The following is a 13,430-nucleotide window of genomic DNA, read 5'->3' as shown; positions in this document are numbered from 1 at the left end:
AGACACCTCCGTCATTTGTTTGCCGTATTGTATAATTATACAGTAATTTGTATAATTATCTACTACTTATTTCTACACCAGGAGCCGTCTTTCCTGCATAATTATTTTGCTATTTACCATGGTTGTGACCGGCAGTCCCGTTAATTTCCACCGGACAAAGGGAGTGTTCTTGCTTTTGCTCTGCAGTTTGGTCGGGTCCACCACCTCGCTCAAGTTGGGATCAAGGATGGTGATATCCGCCACCGCGCCGGGCTGCAGGTTACCCCCGGGCAGGCCCAGCACCTGCCTGGGATGCCAGCTGAGTTTCGCCACCGCCTGGGGTACCGTGAGAATGCCGGGCTGCACCAACTTCGTAAAGACCAGGCCCACGGCGGTTTCCAGCCCGATCAAGCCGTTGGGCGCGTATTGAAACTCCGCATCCTTCTCGTGGTAGGCATGGGGAGCATGGTCGGTGGCGATTACATCGATGGTGCCGTCCCTTAGTCCCTCTTTTACCGCCTCCACGTCCGCCTGCCGTCGCAGGGGCGGGTTTACCTTGGCGTTGGTATTGAAACCCTGCACCGCCTCCTCTGTCAGGGTAAAGTGATGGGGTGTAACCTCCGCCGACACCTTGATGCCCCGGGCCTTGGCCTCCCTCACCAGCCGCACGCTGCCCGCAGTGCTGATATGGGCCAGGTGCAGCCGGCAGCCGGTGGCCTCCGCCAGCAGAATATCCCTGGCCACCATCACCTCTTCAGCGGCGGCGGGAATCCCCTTAAGGCCCAGCATGGTGGACACAACACCTTCATGCATCTGCCCGCCGGCGGCCAGGCTCAAATCCTCACAATGGGAGATCACCGTCAGCCCCAGCATGGCCGCATACTGCATCACCCTGTGCATGATACCGGCATCCATCACCGGCTGGCCGTCATCGGATAGGGCCACTGCCCCGGCAGCCTTCAGATCCGCCATTTCCGTCAACTCTTTCCCCTGGGAACCCTTGGTCAGCGCTCCGATGGGATAAACCCTGGCGGCGGCATTACCGGCCTTCTGTTTTATAAGGTTAATCACTGCCGCATTGTCCGCCACCGGGTTGGTATTGGGCATGCAGGCCACCGCGGTAAAGCCGCCCATGGCCGCTGCCCGGGTGCCGCTTTGAATATTTTCTTTATATTCATACCCCGGTTCCCGCAGGTGGACATGCATGTCCAGCAGTCCCGGGCAGACATACCGGCCACCGGCATCGATGATTTCCGTCTGTGGGTCCTTTAGTTCCCTGCCGATTTCAACAATGCTGCCGTTCTCTACAATTAGATCTGACTCAAACAGTTTTTCGGACACGGGGTCTACAACGACCCCGCCTTTAATTAGATATCGCACTGTGTTCACCCCCCGTTAACAGGTACAAAAGCGCCATACGTACCGCTACACCGTTGGTCACCTGTTCAGTAATGACCGACCGGCTGCCGTAAGCCACCTGGGGATCAATCTCGACGCCCCGGTTCATGGGACCCGGGTGCAGAATCAAGGCATCCGGCGCGGTCCGTTCCAACCTGCGCTGGTTGATGCCAAAGAGCCGGCTGTACTCCCGGATGGAGGGGAATAATCCCTGCTGCTGTCTTTCCAGTTGGATGCGCAGCACATTGACCACATCGACCCCCTCCAGGGCAGCGTCCAGTTCGGTATACACCCGGGCTCCCATTTGTTCGATCTCCGCAGGCAGCAAGGTGGCAGGGCCTACCACCCTCACTTCGGCCCCCATCTTGGTCAAGCCCCAGATGTTGGACCTGGCCACCCGGCTGTGCAGGATGTCTCCCACAATGGCCACCTTGAGACCTGCAAAACTTCCCTTCTTTTCCCGGATGGCAAACATGTCCAGCAGTGCCTGGGTAGGATGCTCGTGGGTGCCGTCCCCGGCATTGATCACCGCCGCCGGAATACACCTGGCCAGGTATTCGGCAGCGCCGCTGGCCGGGTGCCGCAGGACCACCACATCCACGCCCATGGCCGTCAGGGTAAGGCCGGTATCCCGCAGACTTTCTCCCTTAGCCACCGAACTGCTGGAAGCAGACAGCCCCACTGTATCGGCACTGAGAAACTTGGCCGCTAAATCAAAGGAGGTTCTGGTTCTGGTACTGTTCTCATAAAACAAGGTCACCATACTGCGTCCCCGCAGGGTTGGTGTTTTTTTAATTTTTCTGCCGATAATTTCTTTCATGGGCACCGCAGTATCCAGCACCAGGTTAATTTCCTCCGGTGTCAACTGCCTGAGCCCCAGCAGGTCTTTTCTTTGCCAAAACATGTCTCAGCCCTCCTCTGTTTTATACTATCATCCATTCTGACAGTATTTTATACTGTCATCCTTAAAGAGTTAAATCATCAGACGCGTAGAAATGAAAAGGCCTCAACCAGGTTATAAAAACCTGGCTGAGGCCGGCAATTTGGCTGCACCCAAAAATTTGGGTACGTCTCCGCCTGAATCCCCTGCCCGGGGATCACCTTGCCGGCCTCTCTGGACCGCTTTTAAAGGTATTTCAGGGATTCTATTCTGTTCCTTCCAAAATGACAACTCTTTCTTCGTCGTCAATTTCCTTTAACCGGACGGAAATGACCTCCTTGCGGGAAGTGGGAACATTTTTGCCCACGTAATCCGCCCGGATGGGAATCTCACGGTGGCCGCGATCAATTAAAACCGCCAGCTGCACCACTTCCGGTCTGCCCAGATCCATGATTGCATCCAAAGCGGCCCGCACGGTGCGTCCGGTATACAGAACATCGTCCACCAGCACCAGCTTTTTGCCGGTGACCGGGAATTTGACTTCGGTTTGATGGACCTGCGGTTGATTGGCCAGGGTGGTTAAATCGTCCCGGTACAGGGTGATATCCAAAATCCCCACCGGCACTGTGGCCCCTTCAATGTCACTGATATGCTTGGCCAGACGCTGGGCCAGGGGAACCCCACGGCGCCGCACGCCGATTAAAGCGACATTTTCCACGCCTTTGTTCCGCTCGATAATTTCATGGGCAATCCGGACCATGGCCCTTCTCATACCCTTATCGTCCAGTATCTGGCTTTTTCCTTTAAATCACGTTCATTCATGCCAAGGACACCTCCAAGAATACACACTAAAAATGCTTACCGGTTACGGTAAGCATGCATAGTTTAACCCTAATTGAGGTTCTCTATGTTCCTTACCGGCCTCTCTGGACCAAATTAAAGGTTTTGCTGGTATAAGTTTACCACCCAAAGACAGCCCTGTCAATTGAGATGTAGGAGGTGAGAGATTGGAAGTGAGAAATATTATTCTTCGTCGAAGGCTTCCAGTGCCGCTGGTAAAGATTGCATAACGACATTTCCTGCAGCGGGTAGACCTACCAGAACGGCGCCGGATAATCTCATCCCTTGTGGCGCCAAAGGATTTTGCCTGTTTTACATGAAAGGCCATTTTTAGGGTCGACTGATGCCATAAAAAATCAGTAAAACTCCCGAAAAAATAATTCCCAGTTTGCTTAAGGAAACCTTGCCTGCCAGGCCCACCAGCCCCAAAATGGTTACCAGCACCATAATGCTTGGTCCCACCATGGCCAGTACGGCATTTATTTTTAAAGCTGTTTCAACCCTGCCAAATTTCAGCATCAACAGGGCTGCCGTCAGCTCAATACTGGCTGAAAGGCAACGCAGCATGGCCATTGCGAAAACAATCTTATCTGTAACAAAAAACATAATATCCCTCCGTTACCATCTGTTCCTTTACTTAGATATGCGGCGGGGCTAGTTGAAATGCATAGCAATAAGCCAGCAGAGACAAAATACATGTTGCCGATCTTTTTGATAAAGGACGTGATTCTCTTGTCGCAGGCAGCCGCCGCCGGAAATAAAGGAGATGAAGTGAACAAATTTACCCTGGCAGCCCTGGCTGGGGTCCCTTTGATTATGGTATTGGGAAACTCCATGCTGATTCCTGTACTGCCAAAAATGGCAAAATCCCTCGGGGTCTCCCAAATGCAAATCAGTTTAATCATAACCCTTTTTTCAGTACCGGCCGGGCTGGTGATTCCCATTGCAGGATTTCTGTCCGATCGTTTTGGGCGCAAAAAAGTTATTATTCCCGGACTTTTTTTGTATGCACTGGGAGGCCTGCTGGCGGGTGCTGCCGCCCTGCTTTTTAAAGAAAATGCCTTTCCCTGGATTTTAGGCGGCAGGGTCATTCAGGGGATCGGCGCCGCCGGCACCGCCCCCATTGCGATGGCTTTTTGCGGTGACCTGTGGAAAGGGAAAGATAGGGCCAAATCCTTAGGTGTTATTGAAGCCTCCAACGGCATGGGCAAAGTGTCCAGCCCCATTCTGGGTTCTCTGGTAGGCCTTATCGCCTGGTGGGCCATTTTTTTCTTTTTCCCCATTGTCATTGCGGTGGTCATTTTGGGTGTCTGGTTTCTTACCAGGGAGCCCGAAGCTCAAAAGGAACCAAAGGGAGTTAAACAATATATTGGCTCCATCAAAAAAATCTTTAAAAAGAAATCTCCATTGTTACTGAGCAGTTTTTTTGCAGGATCGGTAGCTCTCCTCATCCTCTTTGGCGTTTTATTTTATCTGTCGGATTATTTGGAGACAAAATTCGGCATGGACGGTGTCCTTAAAGGCGCGGCCCTGGCCATACCGGTTCTGTTTATGAGCATCACCTCTTATATCACCGGTGCGCTGATTAAGAAACAGGTGGAGCTCATGAAGTGGCTGGTGGTGATCGGGCATGGCTTGATTGCCGCCTCGCTGGTCACGCTGCCCCTGTTTAATAATGTATATGCCTTTTTTGCCGGCATTTCATCAGCCGGTATCGGCACCGGACTGGTGCTCCCCTGTTTAAATACTTTGATCACCAGTTCCACGGACAAGGATGAACGGGGTCTGGTAACCTCTTTATACGGCAGCGTACGTTTTCTGGGTGTGGCCGCAGGGCCTCCCCTGTTCGGCTGGCTGGTAGGCATCGGGCCGGATATTATATTTTGGGCCTCCGCCGGACTGGCGGTGGTGGCAGCGGTCCTGGCCTTCTTTTTCATCAAGGTGAAAGCGCTCAAGGCTTCCCAGGAAGATGGCAACAAGCAGGCCAAGGAAAAACAAGCCAAAAAACCGTGGTTGACCCGGTGGCGCAGCCGGCCTTCATCTATAACAGCCTGGCCTGGTGGCCCAGGGCTTCTGTTGTGGCCCGTAAACCGATGCCTGTTGCCCGGAGGGGAAATGAGGGTGGACAGGTAAATAATGGCGACGCCCAAAACCAGTGACCTCTTTATGAATGTTCGCATAGATTAAACTCAGGTGGAACACTCCAACTGTACGGGAATGTCAGGAGGTGTCAGACGGATCTCGTTAAAAAAGGCGAGCCCGCGAAAGGAGTTGTTAGCCTGATGACCATCAGCGGGGCGAAAAAAACGTGGCAGGAACTGCTGCAGTTTCCACTGGGGGACCGTTTTAGCAAGCCACGTAGCACAGGTTTAACCATGATTATCGACAAGGGCCTGGGTCTTGGAGAAACCCGGGACCTGCTCAATCTGGCAGGAGATTATATTGATTTTTTTAAGCTGGGTTTCGGTACCTCTGCCCTGTATTACAATGAAGTACTGGAGGAAAAAATTCATCTGGTCAGTTCCCACGGAGTGGATATCTACCCTGGCGGTACCTTTTTAGAAGTAGCGGTTCTTCAGGACAAGCTCAGGCAATATCTGGCAATGGCCCGGGACTTCGGGTTCACAGCGATCGAAGTCTCGGACGGCACCATTGACCTGAGTCTGAAAATTCGTGCGGAAGCCATCATCACGGCAGTTGAAATGGGTTTTAAAGTCCTCAGCGAGGTTGGTAAAAAGGATCCCAATGACGAATTTGAAATTAAAAAATCGTTCAGTTAGTGAATCACGATCTGGTCTGCGGGGCTTCCCATGTCATTGTGGAGGGCCGGGAATCCGGAAAGGCTGTGGGGCTTTATGACAAGGAAGGTAACCTCATCCTCTCCGACCTGGAAGAACTGGTCCACAGCATCGGTGATGCCACCCGGTTAATCTGGGAAGCCCCCCTCAAAGAACAACAGCAGGAACTGATTATCCGGTTTGGTCCCAATGTCAACATTGGCAATGTGAACCCCCATGAAATATTTGCCCTGGAAGCCCTGCGGGTGGGGCTCCGGGCGGATACGTTGAAAGCCGTTTTACAAAGAAAAAAGATAGATTAATTTTAACAAGCTCCTACTATAAAACCCAAGGGTTTAACATAGGATAGGAGCTTTCGATTGAACAGGCACAATTCTATTTAATTATTAAATCATCTTGCCCTGATTGTCCCCCTTCGTGCTAGCGTCCGTCATGGACGCATATACTGTAGTAATCCTGTCCATCGTAAAGGAGCAATGATGATGCACACCGGCGAAACCACCATGGTGATTTTGCTGTTAATCGGTCTTGCAGCCAAGTCAAGCCTAATTTCCACCTGTGCCTGTATCCTGCTGGTCCTGCAGTTCAGCAAACTGGATTTTCTGTTTCCCTACCTGGAAACCCACGGGCTGGAACTGGGTTTGGTTTTTTTGCTCCTTTCCATCCTTGTCCCCATCGCCACGGACAGGGTAACAACCCGGGAACTTCTTTATAATGTCACCTCTTTACCCGGTCTGCTGGCCATCATCGCCGGAGCACTGGCCACCCATTTAAACAATGAAGGGCTCAAACTCATGCAAATTGACCCGGGAATTATTTTCGGCCTCATTGCTGGCTCTGTCATCGGTATTCTGTTCTTTAACGGTCAACCGGTGGGTCCCTTGATGGCCGCCGGGGTTGCCGCCCTTTTTATTGAAGTGCTCAACTGGTTTCGTTAACAATCAGTACATTTTTATTTGCACCATTTGTACGATCTGGGCAATGAACCCCCCAACCACCGGCAAATTTAAAAGCAATAATTTTTGCAAGAAATAAAGCACAACCGCACCCAAAATAGTAAAGCCCACCGCAATCCCCAAACCACGGGCGATGCCGGAAATAAAGTTCACCCACAGGAGTCGCCGGGTGTCCTCCAACAGTTCCACATACTCGGCCAGCTTCATTTTTTCCATATTCCTGGCCAGCTCATCAATTCTGTCCCTTAATGAACACAATTCTCCTTTAACCTGTTCCATAAAAAACCTCCCGTGGTTTATTGTTCCCAGGGGAGGCTTTTTTATCGACAACTTTCATGATCAGCGGGCTTTCCGGTCACAATAGTGTCAAGGGTTACGTTTAGGGAGGTTTTACCTGTGAGAGAGGGAAACATTGTTATATTAGGAGCAGGTTGCGGCGGGTTGAAGGTCACCCAGAGACTCGGTGAACTGCTGGGGAACCAAAAGGAAAATCCTATTATGCTGGCAAACAAACACAACAAACCCAGGAGTGTAATCCCTGGGTTTGCCGGTTAAAACTCTATGAATACGGTGTTTTTTTAACGAAGTGTTGTGGATTGTCTTAATTTGTTTAATACGTTTTCAAAAACCTCCGGTAAAGGGGCGGTGAATTCCAGGTATTCTCCGGTAGAAGGATGGTGAAATCCCAGTACCATGGCATGTAATAATTGTCCGCACAGGTCAAAATGCGGTTTACCGGGGCCATACTTGGGGTCTCCAACCAGGGGGTAGCCGATATAGGTCATGTGAACTCGGATCTGGTGCGTTCGCCCGGTTTCCAGGCGACATTCAATAAAGGTATAATCGCCAAAGCGTTCCAGTACCCTGTAATAGGTTACTGCAGGTTTGGAGTTCCGTTCAATGACCGCCATCTTCTGCCTGTCCCTGGGGTCTCGGCCAATGGGTGCATTTACCGTACCTTGCTCTTCTTTAATGTTTTTATGAACCAGGGCCCGGTACCGTCTGGTTACTGTTCTTTCCTGTAACTGTTCTGTCAGCGAATAATGGGCTTGATCATTTTTGGCTGCCATAATTAGCCCCGAGGTATCTTTATCCAACCGGTGGACAATGCCGGGGCGCAGCACACCGTTAATGCCGGACAAATCTTTACAATGGTACAACAATGCGTTCACCAAAGTGCCGGAGGTATTACCCTCCGCCGGGTGAACCACCATCCCCTGGGCTTGTTCACCACGATGACATCGCTGTCTTCATAGTAGATGTCCAACGGAATGTTTTCCGGTTCCGCTCTCAATTCCTCCGCCGGCGGGATTTCAATGGTGACAGTTTCCCCGGCTTTCAGTTTATGGTTGGCCTTAGCCGGTCGGTCGTTAACCGACACCAGACCCTCTTCGATCAGTTTTTGAACGTAGGACCGGCTTATATTATGACAATGATTGGTTAAAAAAACGTCCAACCGAGTTTTTGCGTTTTCTTGATCAATTTCAAAGGTATAGGATTCCACAGAAACACCTCGGGAATAAGATATAGCAAATTATAGCATACAATCGTTGGAGATCGAAATTTTATGACTGGGATTTTGATTATTCTTTACTCTGCATAAAAACAAAAAAGGCTTATTGAATCCCTAAAACTATGAGGATTCAAGCCTTATGCAAAAATTAGTTATTATTTATACCGACATAAGTCGTGTTTTGTTTTAATCCATGCGTTAGCGAACGGCAGCCTGGCATTTCCAACGCTACGTTCTCGCAACTTTCATGATTGTTTTACTAAAAATATTATTTACCGCTCAATTTTTGGAAAAGCCAGTCTGCCTGTACAGGGTTTGTTTAATATATATTCCTGGGGGCATGTCCTCTTTTGTTAGCGGTCGATTTGCTTCTGGTTTTTGGGGTCTGATCACTTCGAAACTTCTGTCCTCTTTGATAGTTGTCGTTTTGCTTTCAGATTAATTTTTCAGGCTCTGTATGGGCGCCGGGATGCGTCCTCCCCGGGAGACAAATTCTACCGCTGCGGCTGTTTTTACCGGGATGATGGGGGCGTGTCCAAGCAAACCGCCGAACTCCACGTGGTCCCCGATCGCTTTGCCGGGAGCAGGAATGATGCGCACCGCTGTGGTTTTGAAATTGACCATGCCAATGGCCATTTCATCGGCAATGATGGCCGCAATGGTTTCCGCCGAAGTATCGCCCGGAATGGCAATCATGTCAAGCCCCACCGAGCAGACACAGGTCATGGCCTCCAGCTTTTCCAGGGTCAGCACGCCCTTCTCGGCGGCACGGATCATGCCGGCATCTTCACTGAGGGGGATAAAGGCGCCGGAGAGGCCCCCCACGTAGGAGGAAGCCATGGCTCCGCCCTTTTTCACCGCGTCGTTCAACAGGGCCAGGGCAGCTGTGGTGCCGTGGGTGCCGCAGATTTCCAGTCCCATGGCTTCCAGGACTTCCGCTACACTGTCTCCCACGGCGGGCGTGGGTGCCAGGGACAGGTCCACAATGCCAAAGGGTACATCCAGTTTTTTGGCGGCAGCCCGGCCCACCAGTTCACCCATCCGGGTGATCTTAAAGGCGGTCTTCTTCACGGTCTCCGCCAGGGTGCCAAAATCGCTGCCTTTCACCTTTTCCACGGCGTTTTTAACCACACCGGGGCCGCTGACGCCTACGTTGATGACACACTCGGGCTCCCCGATACCGTGAAAGGCGCCGGCCATAAAGGGGTTGTCCTCGGGGACGTTACAAAATACCACCAGCTTGGCGCAGGCCAGACCGTCTTTATCGGCAGTGCGTTCGGCGCATTCCTTGACGATTTGCCCCATGCGGTAAACTGCATCCATGTTAATGCCGTCCTTGGTGGAACCAACGTTAACGGATGAGCAGACTCTCTCAGTGGTGGAAAGTGCTTCAGGAATGGAATTGATCAAAATACGGTCCCCTTTGGTGAAGCCCTTGTGGACCAGGGCGGAGAAACCGCCGATAAAATTGACGCCGACTTCTTTGGCTGCCCGGTCCATGGCTTCGGCAAAGGCTGTATAATTTTCGGCGTCGCTGCTTTCAGCCACCAGGGAGACTGGGGTTACCGAAATGCGCTTATTAATGATGGGAATGCCGTACTCCCGTTCAATTTCTTCGCCGGCCCGCACCAGGTTGGCAGCCCGGGCGGTAATTTTATCGTATATTTTTTGACAGGACTTTTTATAATCGGAGTCCGCGCAGTCCCTCAGGCTGATGCCCATGGTAATGGTGCGGATGTCAAATTTTTCTTCCTGTACCATACGAATGGTTTCCAGAACTTCATTTATACTATACATATGGCCCTCCTAATGCAGTCTTAGATTCGATGCATGTAGCGGAATACATCCTCGTGCTGGGCATCAATCTTTACACACATCTCTTTGCCCAGGTCAGTAAGCTTTTCCTTTAAAACACCCAGGTCAATGGTACTCTTCTGCATATCGGCAATCATGACCATGGCAAAAAACTCTTGCAAAATGGTCTGGCTGATATCCAGGATGTTCACATTATTTTCCGCCAGGATACCGGACACCCTGGCAATAATACCAACGGTGTCTTGTCCGATGACGGTGACAATGATACGGTTACGGGGTTGTTCAGCAGAAAGATGTTCCAGCATAATGTTTCCTCCTCCGAATAGATAAAAAATTAGCGCGAGGGTGTTCCCCGCGCACTTATCTTGTTTTAAGCAGCAGCCTTTACGGAACGCTTGCGTTCTTTTTGCATCCTTCTTAAGTCGTACCATACCGGTCCGGCAATAAAGATGGAGGAATAAGCGCCGCTGATAATACCGATCAGTAACAGGGTGACAAAGTTGTGAATGGTACTGCCGCCAAAGAAGAACAGGGCCAGAAGAACAAATACCACGGTTAATACAGTGTTGATGGAACGTGCCATGGTCTGCCAGAGGGACTTGTTCGCCATGTCGGCCAGGTCCTCTTTCCGGTTCTGCCGCAGGTTCTCCCGAATACGGTCAAAGATTACAATGGTGTCGTTAATGGAATAACCGATAATGGTTAAGACAGCTGCCACGAAGGAACTGTCAATTTCAATTTGCAAAAGCGAGGCCAGACCCACCATCACAAACACATCATGCAGCAGGGCTCCGATGGCGGCAACGGCCTGCAGAAACTCAAACCGCCAGGTAATATAAAGAACCATTAATACGGAAGCGATCCCCAGGGCCAGCAGGGCCTGCCGGGTCAGTTCCTTACCGATCACCGGACCAACCAGTTCATTCCGCAGCATGGTGCGCCGCCCAGTTTTTCGCTAATACCGGTAAAGGCCTTGTCACTTTCTTGCTGGGACATCACTTTTGTTCTGATCAGATAGGTATTTTCTCCACTGCTTTGTACCTTGCTGTCCTGCAATTTATACTCGGCCAGAGCAGCCCGAACATTCTCTGCAGAAGTCGGCTTTTTAAACTGGAGTTCAACCAGGTTACCGCCGGTGAAGTCAATGCCCAGATTCAAACCCTGGGTAAACAGGGAGCCTATACCAAGAATGAGAATGGCCAGGGAGAGAATGTAAAATAGTTTACGTGTTTTTATAATGTGAAACATGCTTTTTAACCTCCCTTACGCCCCATACAATTTAGTGTTTTTAATTCCGGTATCGGCGGTGCTGTGCAGCATCCAGCGGGTAAAGGTGATGGCTGTAAACATACTGGTCAAAATACCAACGGAAAGGGCCACCGCAAAACTCTTAATGGGACCGGAACCAAAGTAGAACAGTACAGCGGTGGCAATCAAGGTGGTAATATTGGAATCCACCACTGCCACAAAGGCTCGCTTAAACCCGGCATCAATGGCGGATCGCAGGGTCTTGCCGCTCTTCAGTTCTTCCTTCAGACGCTCAAAGATGATCACGTTGGCATCCACCGCCATCCCCATGGAAAGCAGGAAAGCTGCAATTCCGGGCAGGGTCAACACCACTTGCATGGCGGCAAAGATGCCTAACACAATCAGCGCATAGACCACCAGGGCAAAGTTGGCAACCAAGCCGGGCACTCGGTAGTAGCCAAGCATAAAGACCAAAATGGCAATCACACCAATGATGCCGGCCATAATTGACTTGTCCAGAGAATCAGCGCCCAGGCTGGGACCCACGGTACGCTTCTCAATGACCTCTGCTTTCAGGGGCAGGGCACCTGATTTCAGCAGAACCGCAATGGTGTGTGCTTCTTCCAAACTGCTGTAACCGGTGATGCGGGCTTTACCGCCGGTAATGGGTTCTTCTACCCTCGGATTTTGCAGGACTTGACCATCCAGCAGAATGGCGATATTTCTACCTACATTGGCAGAAGTAACTTCAGCAAATTTCCGGGCTCCTTCTTTATTAAACTCCAAATCCACTTCCACTGCACCGGACACAGGGTCTTTCGCCTCAACGGCGTCTTTTAAGTCCGCGCCGGTCAAGATGGTTTTACCGTCTTCGGTTTTAAATTCTAAAAAGGCTGTCTTTATAATCTCATTTACAGCTTTTTCCGGATCTTTGATGCCGGCCAGTTCTACGATAATGCGGTTCTTTCCTTCCTGCTGGATCACCGGTTCGGAGACGCCAAAGGCATTCACCCGGCGTTCGATGGTTTGCAGCAGCTGCTTCATGGTCTCATCATTTACTTTGGCCTGCGGGGTGTCCTTGGCTCCAGCGTTACATGCACGCCACCCTGCAGATCCAGACCCAGCGGTATTTCCTTAGTTAACGGTAACCATTTTATATTTGGGAAGATGGGCTGTGTGCTGGCGACAGCAATAACAGCTACGGCAATAATAACTGCGAACAGTCTGAGTACCTTGTCCCATTTCATCACCAATTTTCCCCCTTTTATACTGCAAATAAACAAAGTTAATTATATACCTGCAAAAATCTCCTGTCAATTAAACTCTTGTTCCCTTTATAGCAATTTTGCGCCGTTTATTACTAATTCAAAGTTACAGCCCAGGTAGTTCGCCGCCCTCCTGCACAGCATCATTCGTGTTAGAAATATTTCAAAGTACTCCATAACCGGGCAAATCTCAATGTCAATATCCAGTTCCATGGTGATGGTGCGGCGGTCATCATTGACAAACAAAAAGGCATGGGATGCTGCGTAGTTCACCCGGTCGTGAATATCAAAGGTGGCAAAATCCTGGTTACGCACCCGGGAGCGGTGAACGTCGGATTTATCCGCCACAATCAGAGCAGCTGACACGGCGTTCACCGGATACCCGTACTGTTCTTCGTGGTTGGCAATGGCGGAGGCCACCGTGCAGACTTCTTCGGGCGGCATTCCCATATTTAATAAAAGGTTAAAGGCGATATTGGCCCCCGAGATCCCGTGATCGTTGCGGCTGATCACATTGCCGATATCATGCAAATAGCCTGCTATGGCTGCCAGCTCGCATTCTCTCTGGGGTCGGCCCAATTTCTCCAAAATGTTCCGGGCGATGCTGGCCACCAGGTTAATGTGTCTGTAACTGTGCTCTGTAAAGCCCATGACCCCGAGGTATTCGTTTCCCTTTCGTATACAGGTATCCACCACGGGATTGTGCTTAACGTCTTCAAGGGTTATCCCCACGCTTTC

Annotated in this window: 11 protein-coding genes and 4 pseudogenes; 4 read left to right on the top strand and 11 right to left on the bottom strand. The window is 50.7% G+C overall.

Annotated features, from left to right (window positions below; genetic code table 11):
• Window positions 1–72 precede the first annotated feature (72 nt).
• The 4 genes from P378_RS11270 to P378_RS11250 all read right to left on the bottom strand — a co-directional run bounded on the left by P378_RS11270 (window position 73) and on the right by P378_RS11250 (window position 3,703).
• The gene (locus P378_RS11270) at window positions 73–1,359 is read right to left on the bottom strand and encodes a dihydroorotase (RefSeq protein ID WP_099083313.1); all 1,287 of its coding nucleotides are present in this window, start codon (window positions 1,357–1,359) and stop codon (window positions 73–75) included.
• Window positions 1,343–2,281 carry an aspartate carbamoyltransferase catalytic subunit gene (locus P378_RS11265; RefSeq protein ID WP_099083312.1) on the bottom strand — a complete coding sequence of 313 codons (939 nt, stop codon included), beginning with the start codon at window positions 2,279–2,281 and terminating at the stop codon, window positions 1,343–1,345. The genes P378_RS11270 and P378_RS11265 overlap by 17 nt, the downstream gene beginning before the upstream one ends.
• 241 nt (window positions 2,282–2,522) lie before the next feature.
• Window positions 2,523–3,029, bottom strand: a complete 507-nt coding sequence (pyrR, locus tag P378_RS11260) for a bifunctional pyr operon transcriptional regulator/uracil phosphoribosyltransferase PyrR (protein WP_143338473.1) — start codon at window positions 3,027–3,029, stop codon at window positions 2,523–2,525.
• A gap of 398 nt (window positions 3,030–3,427) precedes the next feature.
• Window positions 3,428–3,703 (bottom strand): YqhV family protein, encoded by a 276-nt coding sequence (locus tag P378_RS11250; RefSeq protein ID WP_099083311.1) that lies wholly within the window; start codon window positions 3,701–3,703, stop codon window positions 3,428–3,430.
• Window positions 3,704–3,793: 90 nt separating this feature from the next.
• Here P378_RS11250 and P378_RS11245 point away from each other — a divergent pair, with 90 nt between their 5' ends.
• From P378_RS11245 to P378_RS11235, 3 genes and pseudogenes are all read left to right on the top strand, one after another.
• Window positions 3,794–5,230: an MFS transporter gene (locus tag P378_RS11245; protein ID WP_238473141.1), complete on the top strand. Its 1,437-nt coding sequence runs from the start codon at window positions 3,794–3,796 to the stop codon at window positions 5,228–5,230.
• A 149-nt stretch (window positions 5,231–5,379) separates the two neighbouring features.
• Window positions 5,380–6,197: pseudogene (gene comA, locus P378_RS11240) on the top strand (phosphosulfolactate synthase).
• Window positions 6,198–6,377: 180 nt separating this feature from the next.
• Window positions 6,378–6,833, top strand: coding sequence for a DUF441 domain-containing protein (locus P378_RS11235; protein WP_099083310.1), 456 nt, complete (start codon window positions 6,378–6,380; stop codon window positions 6,831–6,833).
• A gap of 3 nt (window positions 6,834–6,836) precedes the next feature.
• Here P378_RS11235 and P378_RS11230 read toward each other — a convergent pair whose 3' ends face one another.
• Window positions 6,837–7,130, bottom strand: coding sequence for a DUF5665 domain-containing protein (locus P378_RS11230; RefSeq protein ID WP_099083309.1), 294 nt, complete (start codon window positions 7,128–7,130; stop codon window positions 6,837–6,839).
• A gap of 117 nt (window positions 7,131–7,247) precedes the next feature.
• Here P378_RS11230 and P378_RS19610 point away from each other — a divergent pair, with 117 nt between their 5' ends.
• Window positions 7,248–7,406: a hypothetical protein gene (locus P378_RS19610; RefSeq protein ID WP_180261069.1), complete on the top strand. Its 159-nt coding sequence runs from the start codon at window positions 7,248–7,250 to the stop codon at window positions 7,404–7,406.
• A gap of 23 nt (window positions 7,407–7,429) precedes the next feature.
• Here the strand turns inward: P378_RS19610 and P378_RS11225 are convergent.
• The 6 genes and pseudogenes from P378_RS11225 to P378_RS11200 form a co-directional block, all read right to left on the bottom strand.
• Window positions 7,430–8,355, bottom strand: a pseudogene (locus P378_RS11225) (RluA family pseudouridine synthase).
• Window positions 8,356–8,802: 447 nt separating this feature from the next.
• Window positions 8,803–10,161 carry a PFL family protein gene (locus P378_RS11220; RefSeq protein ID WP_099083308.1) on the bottom strand — a complete coding sequence of 453 codons (1,359 nt, stop codon included), beginning with the start codon at window positions 10,159–10,161 and terminating at the stop codon, window positions 8,803–8,805.
• Window positions 10,162–10,181: 20 nt separating this feature from the next.
• Window positions 10,182–10,484 carry an ACT domain-containing protein gene (locus P378_RS11215; protein WP_099083307.1) on the bottom strand — a complete coding sequence of 101 codons (303 nt, stop codon included), beginning with the start codon at window positions 10,482–10,484 and terminating at the stop codon, window positions 10,182–10,184.
• Between the two features lie 65 nt (window positions 10,485–10,549).
• Window positions 10,550–11,427, bottom strand: a pseudogene (gene secF, locus P378_RS11210) (protein translocase subunit SecF).
• A 15-nt stretch (window positions 11,428–11,442) separates the two neighbouring features.
• Window positions 11,443–12,674 (bottom strand): annotated as a pseudogene (gene secD / locus P378_RS11205) (protein translocase subunit SecD).
• Window positions 12,675–12,761: 87 nt separating this feature from the next.
• A complete protein-coding gene (locus P378_RS11200) occupies window positions 12,762–13,424 on the bottom strand; it encodes an HD domain-containing protein (RefSeq protein ID WP_099083306.1) in 663 nt (220 codons plus the stop codon).
• Window positions 13,425–13,430: the final 6 nt, after the last annotated feature.

It is taken from the genome of Desulforamulus profundi (assembly GCF_002607855.1).
Note: the sequence above shows the minus strand (reverse complement) of the source record. Positions and strands in the feature narration are given on the sequence as shown.

Bases quoted from the DNA above. Each gene is read 5' to 3' on its own strand.
- P378_RS11265 (WP_099083312.1), bottom strand. From the start codon at position 2,281: ATGTTTTGGCAAAGAAAAGACCTGCTGGGGCTCAGGCAGTTGACACCG.
- pyrR (WP_143338473.1), bottom strand. From the start codon at position 3,029: ATGAGAAGGGCCATGGTCCGGATTGCCCATGAAATTATCGAGCGGAAC.
- P378_RS11250 (WP_099083311.1), bottom strand. From the start codon at position 3,703: ATGTTTTTTGTTACAGATAAGATTGTTTTCGCAATGGCCATGCTGCGT.
- P378_RS11245 (WP_238473141.1), top strand. From the start codon at position 3,794: ATGTTGCCGATCTTTTTGATAAAGGACGTGATTCTCTTGTCGCAGGCA.
- P378_RS11235 (WP_099083310.1), top strand. From the start codon at position 6,378: ATGCACACCGGCGAAACCACCATGGTGATTTTGCTGTTAATCGGTCTT.
- P378_RS11230 (WP_099083309.1), bottom strand. From the start codon at position 7,130: ATGGAACAGGTTAAAGGAGAATTGTGTTCATTAAGGGACAGAATTGAT.
- P378_RS11220 (WP_099083308.1), bottom strand. From the start codon at position 10,161: ATGTATAGTATAAATGAAGTTCTGGAAACCATTCGTATGGTACAGGAA.
- P378_RS11215 (WP_099083307.1), bottom strand. From the start codon at position 10,484: ATGCTGGAACATCTTTCTGCTGAACAACCCCGTAACCGTATCATTGTC.